The sequence below is a fragment of the Nocardioides malaquae genome (assembly GCF_015070385.1).
Taxonomy (GTDB): domain Bacteria; phylum Actinomycetota; class Actinomycetes; order Propionibacteriales; family Nocardioidaceae; genus Nocardioides; species Nocardioides malaquae.
This window is the reverse complement of the sequence record NZ_JADCSA010000011.1, coordinates 17,781-37,617: the sequence shown is the minus strand read 5'-3', so window position 1 is coordinate 37,617 and position 19,837 is coordinate 17,781. Positions and strand designations below refer to the sequence as shown.

The 19,837-nt window shown below is 70.0% G+C and carries 21 protein-coding genes; 7 read left to right on the top strand and 14 right to left on the bottom strand.

All coding sequences use genetic code 11. The annotated features are described in order from the left end of the window. Window positions 1–66: 66 nt before the first annotated feature. The 6 genes from IEQ44_RS11675 to IEQ44_RS11650 form a co-directional block, all read right to left on the bottom strand. Entirely contained in the window at window positions 67–552 is a 486-nt protein-coding gene (locus tag IEQ44_RS11675; RefSeq protein WP_193638646.1) for a MarR family winged helix-turn-helix transcriptional regulator, read from the bottom strand. Between the two features lie 63 nt (window positions 553–615). After that, on the bottom strand, window positions 616–1,275 hold the full coding sequence (locus tag IEQ44_RS11670; protein ID WP_193638645.1) for a TetR/AcrR family transcriptional regulator: 660 nt from the start codon (window positions 1,273–1,275) through the stop codon (window positions 616–618). 9 nt (window positions 1,276–1,284) lie between these two features. Then, complete coding sequence (locus tag IEQ44_RS11665) at window positions 1,285–2,181, bottom strand: amino acid ABC transporter permease (RefSeq protein ID WP_193638644.1); 897 nt, start codon at window positions 2,179–2,181, stop codon at window positions 1,285–1,287. Further along, window positions 2,178–2,828: an amino acid ABC transporter permease gene (locus tag IEQ44_RS11660; protein WP_193638643.1), complete on the bottom strand. Its 651-nt coding sequence runs from the start codon at window positions 2,826–2,828 to the stop codon at window positions 2,178–2,180. Before IEQ44_RS11660 ends, IEQ44_RS11665 begins: the two co-directional genes overlap by 4 nt. Before the next feature lie 98 nt (window positions 2,829–2,926). Next, window positions 2,927–3,814 carry a glutamate ABC transporter substrate-binding protein gene (locus IEQ44_RS11655; RefSeq protein WP_193638642.1) on the bottom strand — a complete coding sequence of 296 codons (888 nt, stop codon included), beginning with the start codon at window positions 3,812–3,814 and terminating at the stop codon, window positions 2,927–2,929. 69 nt (window positions 3,815–3,883) lie between these two features. Next, window positions 3,884–4,573, bottom strand: a complete 690-nt coding sequence (locus tag IEQ44_RS11650) for an amino acid ABC transporter ATP-binding protein (RefSeq protein ID WP_438861850.1) — start codon at window positions 4,571–4,573, stop codon at window positions 3,884–3,886. A gap of 211 nt (window positions 4,574–4,784) precedes the next feature. On the opposite strand from IEQ44_RS11650, the gene IEQ44_RS11645 reads away from it, so the two are divergent. Next, complete coding sequence (locus IEQ44_RS11645; protein WP_193638640.1) at window positions 4,785–5,213, top strand: hypothetical protein; 429 nt, start codon at window positions 4,785–4,787, stop codon at window positions 5,211–5,213. Between the two features lie 56 nt (window positions 5,214–5,269). After that, entirely contained in the window at window positions 5,270–6,757 is a 1,488-nt protein-coding gene (gene miaB, locus IEQ44_RS11640) for a tRNA (N6-isopentenyl adenosine(37)-C2)-methylthiotransferase MiaB (RefSeq protein WP_193638728.1), read from the top strand. A gap of 156 nt (window positions 6,758–6,913) precedes the next feature. Here miaB and IEQ44_RS11635 read toward each other — a convergent pair whose 3' ends face one another. The 3 genes from IEQ44_RS11635 to IEQ44_RS11625 all read right to left on the bottom strand — a co-directional run bounded on the left by IEQ44_RS11635 (window position 6,914) and on the right by IEQ44_RS11625 (window position 7,979). Further along, window positions 6,914–7,210 carry a hypothetical protein gene (locus IEQ44_RS11635; RefSeq protein WP_193638639.1) on the bottom strand — a complete coding sequence of 99 codons (297 nt, stop codon included), beginning with the start codon at window positions 7,208–7,210 and terminating at the stop codon, window positions 6,914–6,916. A gap of 89 nt (window positions 7,211–7,299) precedes the next feature. After that, window positions 7,300–7,776: an NUDIX domain-containing protein gene (locus tag IEQ44_RS11630; RefSeq protein WP_193638638.1), complete on the bottom strand. Its 477-nt coding sequence runs from the start codon at window positions 7,774–7,776 to the stop codon at window positions 7,300–7,302. Continuing rightward, a complete protein-coding gene (locus IEQ44_RS11625; protein ID WP_193638637.1) occupies window positions 7,773–7,979 on the bottom strand; it encodes an antitoxin in 207 nt (68 codons plus the stop codon). The genes IEQ44_RS11630 and IEQ44_RS11625 overlap by 4 nt, the downstream gene beginning before the upstream one ends. A 71-nt stretch (window positions 7,980–8,050) precedes the next feature. Between IEQ44_RS11625 and miaA the strand changes: the two genes are divergently transcribed. The 3 genes from miaA to hflX all read left to right on the top strand — a co-directional run bounded on the left by miaA (window position 8,051) and on the right by hflX (window position 11,657). Beyond that, window positions 8,051–8,971, top strand: a complete 921-nt coding sequence (miaA, locus tag IEQ44_RS11620; protein WP_193638636.1) for a tRNA (adenosine(37)-N6)-dimethylallyltransferase MiaA — start codon at window positions 8,051–8,053, stop codon at window positions 8,969–8,971. Window positions 8,972–9,249: 278 nt separating this feature from the next. Then, a complete protein-coding gene (gene dapF / locus IEQ44_RS11615; RefSeq protein WP_193638727.1) occupies window positions 9,250–10,059 on the top strand; it encodes a diaminopimelate epimerase in 810 nt (269 codons plus the stop codon). Between the two features lie 83 nt (window positions 10,060–10,142). Next, entirely contained in the window at window positions 10,143–11,657 is a 1,515-nt protein-coding gene (gene hflX / locus IEQ44_RS11610; protein WP_193638635.1) for a GTPase HflX, read from the top strand. A gap of 19 nt (window positions 11,658–11,676) precedes the next feature. Here the strand turns inward: hflX and IEQ44_RS17000 are convergent, their stop codons facing one another. From IEQ44_RS17000 to IEQ44_RS11600, 3 genes are read right to left on the bottom strand one after another with little or no spacing between them, the layout of a single operon-like run. Beyond that, window positions 11,677–11,808 (bottom strand): putative transporter small subunit, encoded by a 132-nt coding sequence (locus tag IEQ44_RS17000; RefSeq protein ID WP_227487363.1) that lies wholly within the window; start codon window positions 11,806–11,808, stop codon window positions 11,677–11,679. Window positions 11,809–11,823: 15 nt separating this feature from the next. Next, a complete protein-coding gene (locus tag IEQ44_RS11605) occupies window positions 11,824–13,533 on the bottom strand; it encodes a sodium:solute symporter family protein (RefSeq protein WP_319804635.1) in 1,710 nt (569 codons plus the stop codon). Next, window positions 13,530–13,682, bottom strand: coding sequence for a hypothetical protein (locus tag IEQ44_RS11600; RefSeq protein ID WP_193638634.1), 153 nt, complete (start codon window positions 13,680–13,682; stop codon window positions 13,530–13,532). Before IEQ44_RS11600 ends, IEQ44_RS11605 begins: the two co-directional genes overlap by 4 nt. Before the next feature lie 146 nt (window positions 13,683–13,828). On the opposite strand from IEQ44_RS11600, the gene secD reads away from it, so the two are divergent. Continuing rightward, complete coding sequence (gene secD, locus IEQ44_RS11595) at window positions 13,829–16,117, top strand: protein translocase subunit SecD (protein WP_193638633.1); 2,289 nt, start codon at window positions 13,829–13,831, stop codon at window positions 16,115–16,117. Between the two features lie 40 nt (window positions 16,118–16,157). Continuing rightward, complete coding sequence (locus IEQ44_RS11590; RefSeq protein ID WP_193638632.1) at window positions 16,158–18,170, top strand: ATP-dependent DNA helicase; 2,013 nt, start codon at window positions 16,158–16,160, stop codon at window positions 18,168–18,170. A 13-nt stretch (window positions 18,171–18,183) separates the two neighbouring features. On the opposite strand, the gene lexA is transcribed toward IEQ44_RS11590, so the two are convergent. Both lexA and IEQ44_RS11580 read right to left on the bottom strand, forming a co-directional pair. Continuing rightward, the gene (gene lexA / locus IEQ44_RS11585; protein WP_193638631.1) at window positions 18,184–18,918 is read right to left on the bottom strand and encodes a transcriptional repressor LexA; all 735 of its coding nucleotides are present in this window, start codon (window positions 18,916–18,918) and stop codon (window positions 18,184–18,186) included. 94 nt (window positions 18,919–19,012) lie between these two features. Then, on the bottom strand, window positions 19,013–19,807 hold the full coding sequence (locus IEQ44_RS11580) for a GNAT family N-acetyltransferase (RefSeq protein ID WP_193638630.1): 795 nt from the start codon (window positions 19,805–19,807) through the stop codon (window positions 19,013–19,015). Window positions 19,808–19,837: the final 30 nt, after the last annotated feature.

The following is a 19,837-nucleotide window of genomic DNA, read 5'->3' as shown; positions in this document are numbered from 1 at the left end:
CGTCGTCGAGTGGGCGTCGTGCCTCTTGTCGAAGAACGATAACAACGAAGAACGATAAGGGGGAGGTCAGCGGAAGGGTTCGAGCAGGCGGCGCAGCAGTGCCGCGAGCTGTTCCCGCTCGGCGGCGTCGAGATCGGGCATGAGGGCGCGCTCGGCGTCGAGCAGCGCCTCGAAGGCGGCGTCGACCCTCGACCTGCCCTCGGGAGTCAGGCGTACGAGCACCCCGCGGCGGTCGTTGGGGTCGGGGAGGCGCTCCACCAGGCCACGGGTGGTGAGGCGGTCGACGCGGTTGGTCATCGTCCCGCTGGTCACGAGCGTCTCGCGCAGGAGGCGGCCGGGGGAGAGCTCGTAGGGGTCTCCCGCCCGGCGCAGGGCGGCCAGCACGTCGAACTCCCACGGCTCCACGTCGCTCGCGGCGAAGGCGTCCTTGCGCGCCAGGTCGAGGTGGCGTGCCAGGCGGCCGATGCGGCTGAAGACTTCGACGGGCGTGAGGTCGAGGTCGGCGCGCTCGCGCGCCCACGCCTCCACCAGGTCGTCGACTTCGTCCCGCATGGACGCCAGCGTAGCGGACCGTCGAGATTCTTGACGTCGAGAGGGTCCGCGACGCCGGCGGGGTCAGCGGGTGCGCAGCTCCGGGTGGGCCTGCATGCCGGAGAGTCCGTACCAGGCCAGGTTGACCAGGTGGGCCGCCACCGTGCGCTTGTCGGGCTCCCGCTCGTCGAGCCACCACTGCCCGAGGGTGACGGTCATGCCGATCAGCATCTGCGCATACATCGGCACGTGGTCGACGTCGAGGCCCTGCTGGGTGAAGGCGTCGGCGAGGATGCCCTCGACGCGGGTGCCGACGTCGCCGATGATCGACTGGAAGGTCGTCGTGGAGGCGCCCGGCGGACTGTCGCGCACGACGATCCGGAAGGCGTCCGGGCTCGCCTCGATGTAGTCGAGCAGCGCGATGGCGGCGGCCTCGAGCAGGGCCCGGGGCTCCGCCGGGGTCAGCGCAGTACGCATGTGGCTCACCAGCCGCGTGACCTCGCGGTCGACGACGACGGCGTAGAGCCCCTCCTTACCCCCGAAGTGCTCGTAGACGACCGGCTTGGAGACACCGGCCTTCGAGGCGATCTCCTCGACCGCCGTGGCCTCGAACCCGCGCTCGGCGAAGAGACCGCGTGCGATGTCGATCAGCTGCTCACGGCGCTCGGGTCCGGTCATCCGGCGAGCGCGGCGGCGTGCGTCCTGAGGTGGCAACGACGGTGGGTCAACGTGGTGGGCAGTCATGGCAGCGCCTCAGTGCCGGCCCTGGTTGACCGCGAGCCCGGTGTCGACCGTGTTGGCGGCTGGGGTCCCGGTCCTCGAGCTGCTCAGCCGTCGCTCGGTCCAGGTGGCGAGACGGGAGAGCGCGTAGTTGAGCGTGATGAAGATCAGCGCGACCACGAAGAGCACCTGGATCGCGTTGTCGAGCACCTGCGAGATCAGGTTGCCGCGGCGCAGCAGCTCGATGTAGAACCCCAGCACGGCGACGAGCGAGGTGTCCTTGAGGATCACCACCAGTTGGCTGATCAGCGCTGGCAACATGGTCCTGAAGGCCTGGGGCAGCTGGATGGCGCGCATCGTCTGGCGCGACGTGAGCCCGATGGCCAGCCCGGCCTCGGCCTGTCCGCGGGGCAGCGAGTTGACGCCCGCGCGCAGGATCTCGGCGATGATCACCGAGTTGTAGAGGGTGAGGCCGATGACGAGGTACCACAGGCCGTCGTCCCCCGGCAGCCACGAGATGTCCAGATCGGCGTAGTTCTTGAACGCGTAGACGCAGAAGATGGTCACGATCACCGGCAGCCCGCGGAGAAGCTCGATCGCGGTGACAAAGGGGATGCGGGCCACGCGCCCGAGCATCAGTCGGCCGACGCCGAGCAGGGTGCCGAGAATCAGGGAGAAGGCGATGGCCAGAGCGGCGGCCGTCAGGGTGGCCAACAGGCCCTCGCCGAGGCGCTCCCACACCACGGGGAACTGCTCGTCGGAGGGATTGATGAGGGGGTACCACAGCTCGGAGTCGAACTGGCCCCGCTCGTCGAGCCTTCGGTAGGCCATCCACAGGATGACAGCGAAGACCGCCATTGCGACGAGGGTCCCGATGAGGGACCGGCGACGTGCGCGGGGGCCGGGCTCGTCGTAGAGGACGTTGCTCATCGAGCGATCGCCACCTTTCGCTCCAGCACGGACAGCAGGGCAGCGGCCGGCAGGGTGATGCAGAGGAACCCGATGCCGACCCCGATGAACACCGGGAACTGGTCATAGCCCTGCGCACTGGAGAGTCGCTTGCCCACCTCCCAGAGGTCGCCGCCGACACCGAAGGCACCGACGAGGGCGGAGTTCTTGAACATCGCGATGATGACGCTGCCCAGCGGCGGGACCGAGGAGCGCAGCGCCTGCGGCAGGATGATGTGTCGAAGGTTCTGGCCGAAGGTCAGGCCGATCGCCCGGGCGGCCTCGGCCTGGCCCACCTGGACGGAGTTGATGCCCGCCCGGATCGCCTCGCAGACGAAGGCGCTGGTGTAGATCACCAGCCCGCTCACGCCGAAGACGTAGTACGAGGTGTTGATGCCGAGCTCGGGGAAGCCGAACGCGAACATGAAGAGCACCACGGTCAGGGGACTGTTGCGGATCACCGTCACCCAGGCCGTCCCGAACCAGCGCAGCGCCGGGATGGGGGAGACACGGAAGGCCGCGATCACCGTGCCGAGGGCCAGCGAGCCAACCATGCCCCACAGGCAGATGCCCAAGGATCGCAGGAAGCCCGACCAAAAGAGGTCGAGGTTGTCGATGACGGGGTCCACAGCACTCCTCGTACGTGGGATGGGTGGTCGTCGACGGCGTTGCGCGTGAGGGCAGCGCCGTCGACGACCGGATGGAGCTCAGGCGGGGTCGGACCTGCTCACGAGCAGGTGTCGGCCTCGGGCAGCTCGGCGGGCTCGGAACCCTCGACCTCCCCGGCTGTGGACGACCAGGCGTCGTTGTAGGCGTCCTCGTTGTCGGCGAGCGTCTCGTTGATGAACTCGCAGAACTCGACGTCGCCCTTCTCGATGCCGATGCCGTAGGGCTCCTCGGTGAACTGCTCACCCACGAGCTTGAACTCGCCCTCGTTCTTGGAGACGAAGCCGGCGAGGATCACGTTGTCGGTGGTGACCACGTCGACCTGGCCGTTGCTGAGGGCGTCGGCGCACTTGTCGTAGACGTCGAAGAGCACCAGCTGCTTGGGGTTGGCGAGGTACTCGCGGATGTTCTCGGCAGGCGTGGAGCCGGTGACGGAGCAGACCTTGGCCTCCGGGTTGTCCTTCAGGTCCTCGGGGCCCTCGATGGTGTCGTTGTCCTCGGCGACCATCAGCTGCTGGCCGGCGACGTAGTAGGGGCCCGCGAAGGTGATGCGCTTCTTGCGCTCGTCGTTGATCGTGTAGGTCGCGACCACGAAGTCGACCTCGCCGTTCTCGATCACCTGCTCGCGCACCTCGGAGGGAGCTTCCTTCCACTCGATGTCCTCCGCGGCGATGCCCAGCTCGGCGGCGATGATCTTGGCGACCTCGACGTCGAAGCCCTCGAGCTCGCCGTCGAGGTTCTGGAGGCCGAAGCCTGGCTGGTCGAACTTGGTGCCGATGGTGACGGTGCCACGATCGGCGATCTCGGCCATCGTGGTGCCCGACTCGAAGTTGGTGTCGGTGTTGACTTCGGGATCGCTGCCCTCGTCATCCCCTCCGCAGGCGGCCAGGCCCAGGGTCAGTACGAGACCGGCGGTGACCGCGAGGGCCTTGGTCCGGATGCTTCTCATCTTCTTCTCCCTCTGTAGCGAACTGATGCTGGTGGAACTCGTGGATCGGTGCGTCAAGACTGTGTCCGGTCAGTGCTTGAGGATCTTGCCGAGAAAGTCCTTGGCCCGGTCGCTCCTCGGGTGGGTGAAGAACTCCTCGGGCGTGTTCTCCTCGACAATCTCGCCGTCGGCCATGAAGACCACGCGGTCGCCGGCGGTGCGGGCAAAGCCCATCTCGTGTGTGACCACGACCATGGTCATGCCGCCCTGGGCGAGGGAGACCATCGCATCGAGGACCTCCTTGATCATCTCCGGGTCGAGCGCGGAGGTGGGCTCGTCGAAGAGCATCACCTTCGGTTCCATCGCCAGGGCGCGGGCAATCGCGACACGCTGCTGCTGGCCGCCGGAGAGCTGGGCGGGGTACTTCTGCGCCTGGGCCTCGACGCCGACCCGCTCGAGCAGCTGCATCGCGAGCTGCTCGGCCTCGGCCTTCTTCATCCTGCGGACCTTCATCGGCCCGAGCGTGACGTTCTCCAGGATCGTCTTGTGGGCGAAGAGGTTGAAGGACTGGAACACCATTCCGACGTCGGCGCGCAAGCGGGCGAGCTCCTTGCCCTCCTGGGGCAGTTCCTCGCCGTCGATGGTGATCGAGCCCTCGGAGATCGTCTCGAGCCGGTTGATCGTGCGACAGAGCGTGGACTTGCCCGAACCCGAGGGCCCGATGACCACCACGACCTCGCCGCGGCCGATCGTCAGGTTGATGTCCTTGAGCGCGTGCATCTCCCCGAAGTACTTGTTGACACCACGCAGCTGGACCAGCGGATCGCGGGTCGACGGCGTGGAGGTCTCCTCCTTGGCGGCTGTCATGCGAAGAACCTAGACCCAAGGGGGCGACCTGGGCCACAGTGGGAGTGCCGTGGCTCACAGACCTTTACCGCTCTGTGACCTCGCTGCTACCTTCTGGCCGATCTCGGAATTCAGGAGGTGGGCGGTGCTCTCACCGAACCACTGGGGCGGCTGGGAGTCGTCCAGACAGTTGCAGCTGCGCTTCGACGTGACGCCCGACGGCGGCCTCACCGCCGGCATCGCCCTGCGCGGGCTGCGTACGGTCGTCTCCGCGGCCGACCACGTCAGCGCCGTGCGTACGCTCCTCGAGGCGGTGCGTGTGCTGGGCGTCGAGCGCGACGAGGTGCGGGTCTCCTGGCCCGAGCCTCCGGGCGAGTTCCGGTGGATCCTGCGGCGGGCCGGCGAGACCAGCCTGGTGCGCGTCATCCACCTCGGTGCCGAGGTGTGCGGCGGGCTCGACGAGTGGGGCCACACCGTCTGGGAGGGCGCCGTGCCCTCGGCCGACCTCGTCGAGGCGTGCGAGCGCGCCGTGGCCGACTACGCAGCCGACGGCGAGTTCACGCCTGCGCCCTGATCGGCCGTAGTCTTGAGGGCGCCATGACTGCACAGCCTGCCCCGCCCGCCGAGACGATGCCGCGCACCTACGAGGTGAAGACCTACGGGTGCCAGATGAACGTCCACGACTCCGAGCGCCTCACCGGCCTCCTCGAGGACGCGGGCTACGTCGCCGCCTCCGACGACGAGCAGGCAGACGTCGTGGTCTTCAACACCTGCGCCGTGCGCGAGAACGCCGACAACAGGCTCTACGGCAACCTCGGTCACCTGGCTCCGGTGAAGGCGAAGAAGCCCGGCATGCAGATCGCCGTCGGCGGCTGCATGGCCCAGAAGGACCGCGACACCATCGTCAAGAAGGCGCCGTGGGTCGACGTGGTGTTCGGCACCCACAACATCGGGTCGCTGCCGGCCCTGCTCGACCGGGCCCGGTCGCAGGAGGCGGCGCAGGTCGAGATCCTCGAGTCGCTCTCGGTCTTCCCCTCGACACTGCCCACCAAGCGCGACTCCGCCTACGCCGCGTGGGTCTCGATCTCGGTCGGCTGCAACAACACCTGCACCTTCTGCATCGTGCCGTCGCTGCGCGGCAAGGAGCAGGACCGTCGCCCCGGCGACATCCTCGCCGAGATCCGCGCGCTGGTCGCCGACGGCGTCTCCGAGGTCACCCTGCTCGGGCAGAACGTCAACGCCTACGGCGTCGAGTTCGGCGACCGCCAGGCCTTCTCCAAGCTGCTGCGGGCCTGCGGCGACATCGATGGCCTGGAGCGCGTCCGGTTCACCTCGCCGCACCCGGCCGAGTTCACCGACGACGTCATCGACGCCATGGCCGAGACGCCCAACGTCATGCCCCAGCTGCACATGCCGCTCCAGTCGGGCTCCGACACTGTGCTGCGCGCGATGCGGCGTTCCTACCGCCAGAAGAAGTTCCTGGGCATCCTCGACAAGGTCCGCGCCGCGATCCCCGACGCCGCGATCTCCACCGACATCATCGTGGGCTTCCCCGGTGAGACCGAGGAGGACTTCCTCGACACCATGGAGGTCGTGCGCCAGGCCCGCTTCGCCCAGGCGTTCACCTTCCAGTACTCCATCCGCCCCGGCACCCCCGCGGCGACGATGCCCGACCAGATCGACCCCGCCGTGGTGAAGGACCGCTACCAGCGCCTCGCCGCGCTGGTGGAGGAGATCACCTACGAGGAGAACCAGAAGCTGGAGGGCCGCGTGCTCGAGCTGATGGTCTCCGAGGGTGAGGGCCGTCGTGACGGCGAGACCCTGCGGCTGTCGGGTCGCGCGCCCGACAACCGCTTGGTGCACTTCCGTGCCGACTTCTCGCAGGTGGAGGCCGACTCCGTGCGCCCCGGCGACATGGTGACCGTCGAGATCACCCGCGGCGCCCCGCACTACCTGATCGCCGACGCGCCGATCCGCTCCGTGCGGCGTACGCGCTCCGGCGACGCGTGGGAGCGGCGTACGTCCGCCCCGGCGCCGCCGAAGGGCGTCGGGCTCGGCATGCCCGCGATCGGGGTGCCGGCGCCACTGCCGGACGCCCCGGCCTGCGGCGTCGGCTGACTTCACCGGCGGCGGTGGACAGGAGCGCCGCGGTGGTGGCGCCGCCGGTGTCGTACGCCCGCAGCGCGGCCGCCGCTGACGCTGCGTCGAACTCAACGCGGCAGGTGGGTGTCACCCGGTGACACCCACCTGCCGCACAGACGTGCGAGGGCGTGCTCAGGCCGGCGGTTCCGCGTCGCCCTTCTCGTCGAGCTGGCCGGCGTCGGGCCCGTCGGGGTCCTCCTCGCGCTGGGTGCCGGCCTCCTGGTCGGCGTCGCCCTCGGGCGCCTGCTGCTTGTCGTCGGGCTCGGCCACCTCGTCGGGCACCTCTTCGGTGGCCGGGTTCTGCTCCGGCGGGAGGTCGCGGCCCAGCGGGGCGTCCTCGCCTCCCTCCGGCACGATCGCGTCGGTGCCACCGGGGTGGAGCTGCGGCTCCTCGGCGACGGCGTCGGGCTGCGGGGGCAACTCGCTCATGGGTGACTCCTGGATCTCGGGGACGTGAGGAGTCACCTACCCGACGCCCGGAGACGGAAACCCGCGCGGCTCTGGCCGGGGGCGGAGCCTCAGAAGCCGAAGGTCAGGTAGGCCGCGTCCGTGCCCAGGTGGGCCAGTGCGTGCGCCTCGTGCGGCACCATCGGCTCGGGCAGATCGTCCAGCCGGAACCAGCCCAGTCCGGCGCACTTCGCGGACTCGACCGCCCGCGGCTCGCCCCGCCACGAGCGGGCGGTGAAGAAGAAGTCGACACGCTCGTCGATGGCGTCGGCGTGCTGGGTGCGCTGCATCGTGAACTCGAAGCGCAGGTCCGTGGCCTCCACGTCCAGCTCCTCGCGCAGCTCGCGTCGCGCCGCGGCGATGGCGTCCTCGCCGCGCTCCACGTGGCCGGCAGCGCCGGCAGCCCAGTGGCCGGCCATGTAGGGCACGTCGCCGCGCTGCTGCAGCAGCACCTCGGTGCCACCCTCGGCCTCGCGCACGAGGTAGACGTACGACGCCGGGACGACGACGAAGCGGCCGTGCGTCCCGGCGGGGTCGGAGGCGCTCACCTCAGGTCGTCGTCCTTCTTGCCGTCGAGGCCGTCGAGCGCGTCCTTGGCCTTGGCCACGCCGGTGTCGATCTTGTCGCTGTGCTTGCCGCCGGTCTTCTTGTCGGCCATGTCGCCGGCCTTGTCGAGGGCGTCACCGATCTTGTCGCCGGACTTGTCCACGGCGTCGGTCAACTTCGCCTTCGCGTCGTCGAGGAATCCCATCTCTGCTCCTTCGTCGGGGAGTGGCGGTGCCCCTCCCGGTGGGGTGGCTCTGCGTTTGGAACACTAACCGCATGACCCTGCCGCCGATCGTCGCCGTGGTCGGCGCCACGGCCGCCGGCAAGACCGGTCTCTCGCTCGACCTGGCCGAGCAGCTGGACGGCGAGGTGGTCAACACCGACGCGATGCAGGTCTACCGCGGCATGGACATCGGCACCGCCAAGCTGCCGCCCGACCAACGCCGCGGCATCCCTCACCACCTGCTCGACCTGATGGAGGTCGACGAGCCGGCCAGCGTGGCGGAGTTCCAGCGCCTGGCGCGCGCGACGGTCGCGCAGGTGCGTGAGCGGGGGCGTACGCCCGTGCTCGTCGGCGGCTCCGCGCTCTACACGCGCGCGGTGCTCGACCACTTCGACTTCCCCGGCACCGACCCCGAGGTGCGGGCGCGGCTGGAGGCCGAGGCCGAGCGCGTCGGGTCTCCCGCGCTGCACCGGCGTCTCGCCGAGGTGGACCCGCAGGCCGCCGCGGGGATCCTGCCCGACAACGCCCGCCGTGTCGTGCGCGCGCTCGAGGTGGTCGAGCTGACCGGGCAGGCGTTCAGCGCGACGTTGCCGCGGCTGGAGTACGTCGACCCGGCGACGGTGCAGGTCGGGGTCGACATCGACCGGCCGACGCTCGACGCCCGGATCGCGCAGCGGGTGCAGGAGATGTTCGACGCCGGCTTCGTGGCCGAGGTGGAGCGCCTGCTCGACGCCGGACTGGCGCGGGGGCGTACGGCCGCGATGGCGATCGGCTACCGCGAGGTCGCCGCCCATCTGGCCGGTGACCTGACGCTCGAGGAGGCGAAGGAGCGCACCGTGGTGGCGACGCGCCGGTTCGCCCGCCGCCAGGACTCGTGGTTCCGCAAGGACCCGCGCGTGCACTGGGTGCGGTTCGACGCCGACGACCGGGCCGAGCAGGCGGTGGCGGCGGTCGCGCACTCAGCCCGTGGATGAGCGGAGATGACCGAGCGGTGACGATCGACCGGAAATGACTGAGGGGCGGCCCTCGTCAGGACCGCCCCTCGTGTCTCCCTCCCCAGTACGGGGTCCGCCGACCGACCGAAGTCGGCTCCCATCGACGGAAGTACAGGTGCAGGGGCTCTGGCGCTTTCCCCTACGTAACCGAAACTTACCCATTGGTAGGCGGGCTCCGCAAATGTGGTGCCCATCACGTGGACACCCATCCGGTCGACCGTGGGGGCAGCGTCCGGGGTCCGTGGCAGGATCGGGGAGTGACCTACCACTTCCTCAAGGGCCACGGCACGGAGAACGACTTCGTGCTGCTGCCCGACCACGACGGCACCGTCCACGGCGACCTGTCGGCCGACCGCGTCCGCGCGCTCTGCGACCGTCGCGCCGGCCTCGGCGCCGACGGCGTGCTGCGGGTCGTGCGCAGCGAGGTGCTGGGGGAGACGGGCGCGGAGTGGTTCATGGACTACCGCAACTCCGACGGCTCGGTCTCGGAGATGTGCGGCAACGGCGTACGCGTCTTCGCACGCCACCTGCTCGACGAGGGCCTCGTCGACGCCGACGAGCCCGTCGCGGTCGCGACCCGCGCGGGGGTCAAGATGGTGACCCGCGACGGCGACCTGTTCACCGTCGACATGGGTACGCCCCGGCGCGGCGCCGACTCCACCGTCACCGTCGAGGGGCGCAGCTGGCCGGCCGTCCACGTCGACATGGGCAACCCGCACGCGGTCGCCTTCGTCAGCGACCTCGCCGACGCCGGCCCCCTGCTGGAAGCACCGGGTCACGACCGGGAGGTCTACCCCCACGGCGTCAACGTGGAGTTCGTGGTGCGTCGGGGCCCCCAGCACGTGGCGATGCGGGTGCACGAGCGCGGCTCCGGGGAGACCCGCAGCTGCGGCACCGGCGCCTGTGCGGTGATGGTCGCGACCGCTCTGGCCGACGACGCGCCGCGCGGCACCGCGTACACCGTCGACCTGCCGGGCGGCACGCTGACGATCACCTGGACCGACGACGACCGGATCCTGATGACCGGTCCGGCCGTCGTCGTGGCCCGGGGCACCACCGACCTCTGAGACGCGGCTGCGCGCCCGGCACGCCGAGGCCGAGCCGATAACGGGTCGCGCGCCGTGGTGCCGCGACCTAGGCTGGAGGGCATATGACGAACCACAAGCACTTCTCCCTCGCCGACGAGCTCGCCTCCACCACCTCCTGGGACGACGACTCCGACCTGGTCGAGGATGTCGACGAGGTCGACGACGACTTCGTCTCCGGCTATGCCGACGAGCCGGACCCCGAGATCGACGAGACCACGGGGTCGATGGACCTCGCCGAGCGGTACGCGCTCAAGCGCGCCGCCGGCCTGCGCACCGAGCTCGAGGACATCACCGAGGTCGAGTACCGCCAGCTGCGGCTGGAGCGGGTCGTCCTGGTCGGTGTCTGGACCGAGGGCAGCGTCGCCGACGCCGAGAACTCGATGGCCGAGCTCGCTGCGCTGGCCGAGACCGCCGGCTCGGAGGTCCTGGAGGCGGTCTACCAGCGTCGTCAGCGTCCCGACCCGGCGACCTACATCGGCCGCGGCAAGGTCGAGGGCCTCAAGGAGATCGTGGCCGCCACCGGCGCCGACACGGTCATCTGCGACGGCGACCTGGCGCCCAGCCAGCTGAGGAACCTCGAGGACCGGCTCAAGGTCAAGGTGGTCGACCGGACCGCACTGATCCTCGACATCTTCGCCCAGCACGCGAAGTCGAAGGAGGGCCAGGCGCAGGTCGAGCTGGCCCAGCTCACCTACATGAAGCAGCGTCTGCGTGGTTGGGGTGGCAACCTGTCGCGCCAGGCCGGTGGGCGGGTCGCCGGTGGTGAGGGCATCGGTGGTCGTGGCCCCGGTGAGACCAAGATCGAGACCGACCGTCGGCGCATCAACGACAAGATCGCCAAGCTGCGTCGCGAGCTCAAGGCGATGAAGCGCACCCGCGAGACGAAGCGGGCACGGCGTCGCGACAACCGGATCCCCAGCGTCGCCATCGCGGGCTACACCAACGCCGGCAAGTCGTCGCTCCTCAACCGGCTCACCGACGCGGGCGTGCTGGTCGAGGACGCCCTCTTCGCCACCCTCGACCCGACGACGCGTCGCAACACCACGACCGACGGTCGCGTCTACACGATGAGCGACACCGTCGGCTTCGTGCGCCACCTGCCCCACCAGCTGGTCGAGGCGTTCCGCTCGACGCTGGAGGAGGTGGCCGAGGCCGACCTGATCCTGCACGTCGTCGACGGCTCCCACCCCGACCCGGAGGGCCAGCTCGCCGCGGTGCGGGAGGTCTTCTCCGAGATCGAGGCCGACAAGATCCCCGAGATCGTCGTCATCAACAAGGCCGACGCCGCCGACCCGATGACGATCGCGCGGCTGCGCCAGCGTGAGCCGCACTCGGTCGTGGTCTCGGCGCGTACCGGCGAGGGCATCGCCGAGGCGCTGGAGATGGTCGAGTCGGAGCTGCCGCGCCCTGAGGTCGAGTTCGACGTGCTGCTGCCCTACGAGCGGGGCGACCTGCTCAACCGGCTGCACCAGGAGGGCGAGATCGCCACGATGGAGCACACCGGCGACGGCACCCGTGTCGCCGGCCGGGCCCATGCGGACCTGGCCGGCGAGCTGGAGTCGTACGCCCGGGCGTGAGGCTCGCGTACGCCCGGGGTCAGACGAGGTCCTCGCCGTTGCGGCGTGCCTCGCGCCACTCCCGGTAGAAGGCCGTGCCGATGACGGCCAGCACGACGGCCACGATCACGGGCCACATCAGGACGTAGAAGGTCAGTGCGAAGGTGCTCATGGGTCTTCTCCTGTCTCAGTGGACCGGGTCGAGGTCGTCGTCACCGCGGCCGTGGCCGTCGGTGGGAGCCGCGGTCGGGGTGGGGGCGTGGGGAGTGGCGTCGTCGAAGTCGTCGATCCTGCGCGACAGCTCGTCGAAGTCGAACTCCTCGGAGGAGCGCACCGACAGCGCCCAGCAGACGAGGGTGCTGACCGCGTAGGCGACGAGCGAGCCGCTGAGCGTGGCGTACTCGTGGATCGCGCCGAAGGCGAAGGGGGCGACCGCGACAGCGGTGACGACGCCGACGGCCAGGCCGACCCGCTGGCCGAAGAACCCGAAGGCCATCAGGCCGAGCACGACGCCCGCACCGACGATCGCGAGCACGTCGACGACCAGGCCGACGGCCCCACCGGTCGGGATCCATGCGAAGCGGACCGGCAGGAAGGCCGCCAGCGCCGCGAGCACCGAGACGGTGAAGGCGGTGTTGGTGACCTTCTTCCAGTAGAAGCTGGCGATCACGGGGAAGACCAGCGCGCCCCACAGGGCACCCACGAAGACCAGCAGGTCGAGGATGTTGAGCTGCAGGCTGGCGAAGGCGATGGCCAACGCGGTGGCGGTGATCATCGTGACGCGGCCGATGAGGAGCATCGTGCGCGGGTTGGCCTCGCGACCGGCCACGTTCTGTCCGTAGACGTCGGTCATCACGATGGAGGCCAGCGCCGAGAGGTCGGAGTCTGCGGTCGACGACAGGGCGCCGATCACCATGATGAAGAAGAGCGCGACGAGGATGCCGGGCAGGTAGGTCACGGCCATCTGCGGGACGAGGTTGTTGAGGTCGCCCTCCGCCGGTTCGAGGCCGAGGTAGAGCGCCATCACGCCGAGCATGCCGACGCCGATCACCATGGCGCCGTAGCCCACGGTGGCGGTGACGAAGGTCGGCTTGATGAGGTCCTCACGCACCGCGAAGAGCCGCTGCGCGATGGTCTGGTTGCCGATCGCGTACGCCAGCACGGCGGCGATGTAGGGCGCGCCCTGGTTGAGGAAGGCCTCGGAGGAGAAGAAGGACGCCTGCTGGTCGGTGAGGTTGCCGGCGCCTGAGGTGAAGGCGGTCGGGAAGTCGGCGGCGACGAAGATGAACGGCACGATCACCGCGACCGCGCCGAGCATCGCCACGACCTGCACGAAGTCGGTCAGGACGCTCGCGCGGAAACCGGACCAGAGCGTGTAGAGCAGCACGCCCAGGGCGACGATCAGCACGCCCTGGATGAAGGTGAAGGGTGAGAGCAACGCGATCAGCGCGCCACCGGCGATGTAGTTCGACATCAGGCTGATGACGCTGCCGACCACGTTGGAGCCCGCGAGCATGAGCTGGCTGGAGCGACCGTGCCGCACGTGCATGACCTGCGCGAGCGTGTGCGCCCGTGGCGCCACCGCCCGGATCCGTTTGCCGAAGGGGTAGATGAACAGGATCATCAACGCGCCCCAGAGCCCGTAGTGGATGGGGCCGGAGATGCCGTAGGTGTAACCGGAGGTGGCCGAGGCATACATCGAGGACGCCCAGATCCAGGTCGCCGTCATCGAGGCGGCCGAGACGCCGAACCCGATGTTGTGCCCGGCGGTCATGTAGTCGTCGGCGTTCTCCTGCTTCTTCCCGATCCGGGTGGAGATCCAGAAGGTCCCTCCGTAGAAGAGGACGATGAGGAGGGCGACCGTCCCCACCCCGAATGACACTGCTTCGTTGTTCACGTGCTGACTCCTTGCCGACCGGCCGCGCGGCACGCCCCGTCGCGGGACGGTCCTGGCAGGACGTCACCTGGCGACGGCCGCGTCGGCAAGGGCCGACGTCGGGGCAGGTCCCCGAAGGCGTACGTACGAAGCCCGCCCTGGGAACTCAATCCCGGGGGCTCCGGTCGCCGAGCACCGTATCAGGACGCCTGACCTTGCCCGCGTGGGTGCAGGGAACTCCCCGGCGCGACCGTCCGTTGGTCCACACGGCGCCCCGGATTCGGTGCGTCCTCCGCGCTAGGGAAAGATGTCGCGCATGTCACGTGCTGCCTGGATCCGCTTCGTGCTCGTGCTCGGCCTGCTGGCCGGGTGCGCGGCGATCGCGTTGAACATGAAGCCCACGCTGGGGCTCGACCTGCGTGGCGGCGTCTCCGTCACCCTGCAGACCTACGACTCGCCCAACGGCACCGTGGCCAACGCCGAGAACACCGACCGCACCAAGGCGGTCCTGGAGCAGCGCGTCAACGCGCTCGGGCTCTCGGAGCCCAACATCGTGCGCTCCGGTGAGAACCGGATCATCGTCGAGCTACCCGGTGTCAAGGACGCCGACGAGGCGGCCGAGCAGCTCGGCCAGACCGCCCAGCTGACCGTGCACGCGGTCACCGCCGGAGGCCTGACCGCGGAGGAGCCCGGCCAGACGCCCGAGCCGTCGGAGGAGGGCAACCTCGTCATGGAGGACCCGGACGTCCCGGACACCTTCGTTGAGCTGGCCCCGGCCGTCCTCGAGGGCGAGGACATCTCGGGCGCCTCCTCGGGGCAGCGCGAGGGCAGCACCACCTGGGTGGTCAACGTCGACTTCAGCCGCCAGGGCTCGGCAGCCTTCAGCGAGCTCTCCGCCGCAGCCGCCTGTGCGCAGGGTGACCAGAACCGGATCGCGATCGTCCTGGACGACCGGATCATCTCCGCGCCGGGCGTCAACGTCAGCTGCGGTTCCTCCATCTCCGGCTCCACCGAGATCAGCGGTGACTTCACCGTCGACGAGGCCAACGAGCTCGCGGCCCTGATCGAGGGTGGCTCGCTGCCGCTCGAGGTCAAGGCGATCGAGAGCCGGATGATGGGCCCGACCCTCGGTGAGAAGGCGATCGACGCCTCCATCTGGGCCGGCATCATCGGTATCACCCTGACCGGCATCTTCATCGTCGCCGTCTACCGCTTCGTCGGCCTCATGGCGACCGTCGCCCTCGCGTCGTACGCCCTGCTCTCGTACGCCATGCTCATCGCGCTCGGCTCCACGCTGACGCTGCCCGGACTTGCCGGTTTCGTGCTCGCCATCGGCATGGCGATCGACGCCAACGTGCTGGTCTTCGAGCGAGCGCGCGAGGAGTACGCCGCCTACCCGTCGGCGGGCCTGCGTCGCGCGCTCCAGGTGGGGTTCAACAAGGCGTGGACCGCCATCATCGACTCCAACGTCACCACGCTGCTGGCCGCCGCGCTGCTCTTCTTCCTCGGCTCCGGGCCGATCAAGGGCTTCGGTGTGACGCTGACGATCGGTGTCGTGGCCTCGATGATCTCGGCGCTCATCATCGCCCGAGTGCTCACCGAGCTCGGCGTGGCCAACAAGACCATCGCTCGGCACCCCGCCGTCACCGGCATCGGCGACATCGGGCGGGTACGCAAGTGGTTGGAGCGCAAGGACCCCGACCTGATGAAGCGTCGCAAGACGTGGCTGGTGGTCTCCGCGGCCGCCACGGTGCTCGCGATCGCGGGCATCGCGGTCAACGGCCTCAACCTGGGCGTGGAGTTCTCGGGTGGCCGGGTGCTGGAGTACTCGACGCAGAAGACGCTCACCGCCGACGACGCCCGCGACGCGCTCTCCGACGTGGACGTGCCGATCGCCTCGGTGCAGGAGACCGATGGCGACAAGATCCTCGTGCGCACCGGCGTCATCGACGGCGACGAGGCAGCCGAGATCAACGCCGCCATCGAGTCGGCCGGCGAGGGCGCCACCCTCGAGCGGGACGAGAAGATCAGCGCGTCCTTCGGCCAGGAGCTGCGCAACAAGGCGCTCATCGCCTTCGGTGTGGCCTTCCTCGCCCAGCTGGCCTACCTGGCGGTCCGCTTCAAGTGGACCTTCGGTGTCTCGGCCGTGGTCGCGATGGTGCACGACGTGCTGATCGTGGTCGGCCTGTTCGCCTGGCTCGGAAAGCCGATCGACGGCATCTTCCTGGCTGCCGCCATGACGATCATCGGTCTGTCGGTCAATGACACCGTCGTCGTCTTCGACCGCATCCGCGAACGTTGGCGTGGCTCGCAGCCGGGGGAGACCTTCATGGCGATGGCCAACAAGGCCGCCGTGGAGACGCTGCCCCGCACGGTCAACACCGGTCTGGGCACGATGTTCATCCTGGCCGCGCTGGCGATCATCGGTGGCGACTCGCTGCGTGACTTCGCGATCGCGCTCCTGGTCGGTCTGCTGGTCGGCACCTACAGCTCGGTCTTCACCGCCACCCCGCTGGTCAGCTACTTCCAGCAGAAGTGGCCGATGGCCAAGGAGCTGCCCACCAAGGCGAAGTACGAGGCCGACGAGTCCGGCGCCGTCGTCTGACGCTCCGGGGCCGTGACCCCGTCCACAGCCAGCGCCGCCGATGACCTCGTTGTCGGCGGCGCTGACTAGTGTTCAGCCAGTGCCCGAGAAGTCAGCCGTCCGTGAGGTCCTCGCCGCCGCCGTCGAGGCGCTCGGCGGCCAGGAGCGTACGGGCCAGGTGCAGATGGCCGAGGCCGTCGCCACCGCGATGCGCGACCAGCACCACCTGCTCGTCCAGGCCGGCACCGGCACGGGCAAGTCGCTCGGCTACCTCGTGCCGAGCCTGCTCAACGGCGACCGCGTGGTCGTGGCCACCGCCACCCTGGCGCTGCAGCACCAGCTGGTCGAGCGCGACATCCCGCGGTTGGTCGAGGCGGTCGGTGACCGCCTCGACGCCAGCTATGCGGTGTTGAAGGGGCGCTCCAACTACGCCTGTCTCCACCGCATCCGCGAGGGCGTGCCCGACGACCAAGGCGTCCTGGTCGACATCCCCGAGGGCTCGATGGGCGCCGAGGTCCTCGCCCTGCGGGCGTGGGCCGAGGAGGAGAGCGAGCAGGGCGGCACGGGGGAGCGTGACCACGCCCCGCGGCACAACGAACGCACCTGGCGGCAGGTCAGCGTCAACCACCGGGAGTGCCTCGGTGCGGCACGCTGCGCCTTCGCCCAGGAGTGCTTCGCCGAGCGGGCGAAGGAGAAGGCGGCGCAGTCCCACCTCATCGTCACGAACCACTCGCTGCTCGCCATCGACGCCATCGAGGGCGTGCCGATGATCCCCGACTACGACGCCGTGGTGATCGACGAGGCGCACGAGCTGGTCGCCCGCGTCACCCAGGCCGCCACCGACGAGCTGACGGTCGGCGACGTGGAGCGGGCGGCCCGCCGCTCGCAGAAGCACGTCAGCGACAAGGGTGGGTCCAGCTCGCCGGCCGACGACCTCGCCGACGCGGCGGATGCCCTGGCTGATGCGTTGGCGGCCACGGCGCCGGGGCGCATCGAGCAGCCGGGTGAGCAGCTCGCCGACGCGCTCGCCCTGGTCCGCGACGCGGCCCGGTCGCTGGTCTCCGCCTTCGGCAAGGACGAGGGCGACGCCGACGCGGGGCGTACGCAGGCCAAGGGGTTGGCGCAGGAGGTCTTCACCACGGCGGAGCGGATGGCGGCCTGCAAGGAGTCGGACGTGCTCTGGCTCAACGAGGCCCGCGAGCGGGTGCCCGCGCGCCTGGCGGTGGCGCCGCTGCAGGTCTGGGCCCAGATGCGTGAGCGCCTGCTGACCGAGAAGACGGTGGTGTTCGCCTCCGCCACGCTGATGCTGGGCGGTGACTTCAACGCGGTCGCCGGCAGCCTGGGTCTCAAGCCGTCGGAGCGGCTCGACACCGGAGCCCCGGACACGGCGGCCGAAGGGGCGCTGCCGTGGCGCGGGCTCGACGTCGGGTCCCCCTTCGACTACGCGCGGCAGGGCATCCTCTACGTCGCCCGCCACCTGCCCGACCCGGGTCGCGACGGGCTCGGGCCGAAGCAGATCGACGAGATCGTCGAGCTGATCGACGCCGCCCAGGGGCGTACGTTGGGGCTCTTCTCGTCGCGGCGGGCCGCCGAGACCGCCGCCGAGGCCGTGCGTGAGCGGCTGCCCCACCTGACCACGTTGGCGCAGGGGGATGCGCAGCTGCCGGAGCTGGCCAAGCAGTTCGTGGAGGACCACCACACCAACCTCTTCGGCACCCTGACGCTGTGGCAGGGCCTCGACGTCCCGGGTGAGACCTGCCAGCTCGTGCTGATCGACCGGATCCCGTTTCCGCGACCCGACGACCCGCTGATGTCTGCCCGGGCCCGCGCCGCGGACAGGGCCGGCGGCAACGGCTTCATGCAGGTGTCGGCCACCCACGCTGCGCTGCTGCTCGCCCAGGGCGCCGGTCGTCTCATCCGCACCACCGACGACCGAGGTGTGGTGGCGATCCTGGACCCCCGGCTGGCCACCAAGCGCTACGGGTCGTTCCTGAAGGCCAGCCTGCCGCCCATGTGGTCGACGACCGACCCCGCGGTCGTACGCCAGGCGCTGGGACGCCTGGCCGAGGGCTGAGGCCGAGCGTCTCTCAGACGCTGCGCAGGACGGCGGTGACCTTGCCGAGGATGGTGGCGTGGGTGCCGTCGATGGGCTCGAAGGCGTCGTTGTGCGGCAGCAGCCAGACCTGACCGTCCTTGCGCTGGAAGGTCTTCACCGTCGCCTCGCCGTCGATCATGGCGGCCACGATGTCGCCGTTGACCGCGTCGGGCTGCTGGCGGATCACGACGTAGTCACCGCTGCAGATCGCGGCGTCGACCATCGAGTCGCCCACCACCTCGAGCAGGAAGAGCGTGCCGTCGCCGACCAGCTGCCGGGGCAACGGGAAGACGTCCTCCACGCGCTCCTCCGCCAGGATCGGGCCACCGGCGGCGATGCGACCCACCACCGGCACGTAGGTGGCAGCCGGCGCGGCGTCTCCCGCACCCGTGGGGTCGTAGGTCGACTCGTCGGCGTCGGCCACGGCTCCTCGAGAGGTCATCGACGGGGGCAGGAAGACCTGCAGGGCGCGCGGGCGGTTGGGGTCACGCTTGAGGAACCCCTTCTCCTCCAACGTCTTCAGCTGGTGCGCGACGCTGCTGGAGCTGGTCAGGCCCACTGCCCGACCGATCTCGCGCATGCTCGGCGGGTAGCCGCGGGTCTCCAGCGCCTCCTGGATCGTCTCGAGCACCAGCTGCTGACGGACGGTCAGTCCCGTGGCGTCGGGCGGGCCGTCAGGAAGAGGAACGACCTTGTTGCGGTCACCGTTGTCGCTGGCGTGGGACATGGGGGAGTTCCTCCTGGGCGTGGGGCCGACGTGGTGACCACGCTAGTGCCATCGCCCCATCAGTTCAAACAGGTGTTCGAACCGCGTGTCGCACTCAGGAACGGGGGTCCCAGGCCCAGGCCACGCAGGTGAACTGGGTGCGGAACCCGAGGTCGACGTAGGTCGGGTAGGCCCGAGAGTTGGTGATCAGCGTCGCCGACTGGCAGCCGGTCGCGGCGGCCCTGTTCATCATGGTGGCGGTCAGGGCGCGCCCGACTCCCCGTCCCCTCGCGGCCGCGGTGATGCTCACGTTGGCGAGCATGGCGCTCGACCCGCGGGTGTGCATGGTGCTGGCCCCAAGCACGTCGCCGGTGCGCATGCTGCGGGCGACGAAGAACTGGTTGTCGGCGGGGTCCAGGGTGTCCAGGACGCCCAGCGCGCTGCCCTCCTCGGGCACGGCCGGGTGGCCCAGGTCCTCGAGGATCACCCGGCTGACGGGCTCGACCCCGTCGGGCCAGGCCACGTCGATGAAGACGTCCTCGGGCGTGCGCGGGTCGATCGGCTGCCCCAGAGCCACGAACATGGCGGGGTACTCCCGGGCCGCCAGGCCCGCCTGGGCCAACGCCGCCTCCAGAGCAGGGCTGGTGGTGCGGGGGGTCGTCACCCACTGGAAGGGCAGCCCACGCTCGAAGAAGGGAGCCAGGATCTCCTGGGCCCGGGCAGCGGCCACCTCGGGCGCGATGTGCGCGTCGACGATCACGTTGAGCAGGGCCAGCGGCTGGTTGGACCAGTAGACCGTCGCGTCGGGCTCGTCGGAGGACGAGAGCACGGGGGAGGCGGCGATCGCGGCCTGGAGGGCCGCGAAGTCGGCCTCGATGGTGTCGGACGCCGTCGTCAGGAGGTCTCGCATGGGGGCGACGCTAGGGGTGTGGGGAACGGT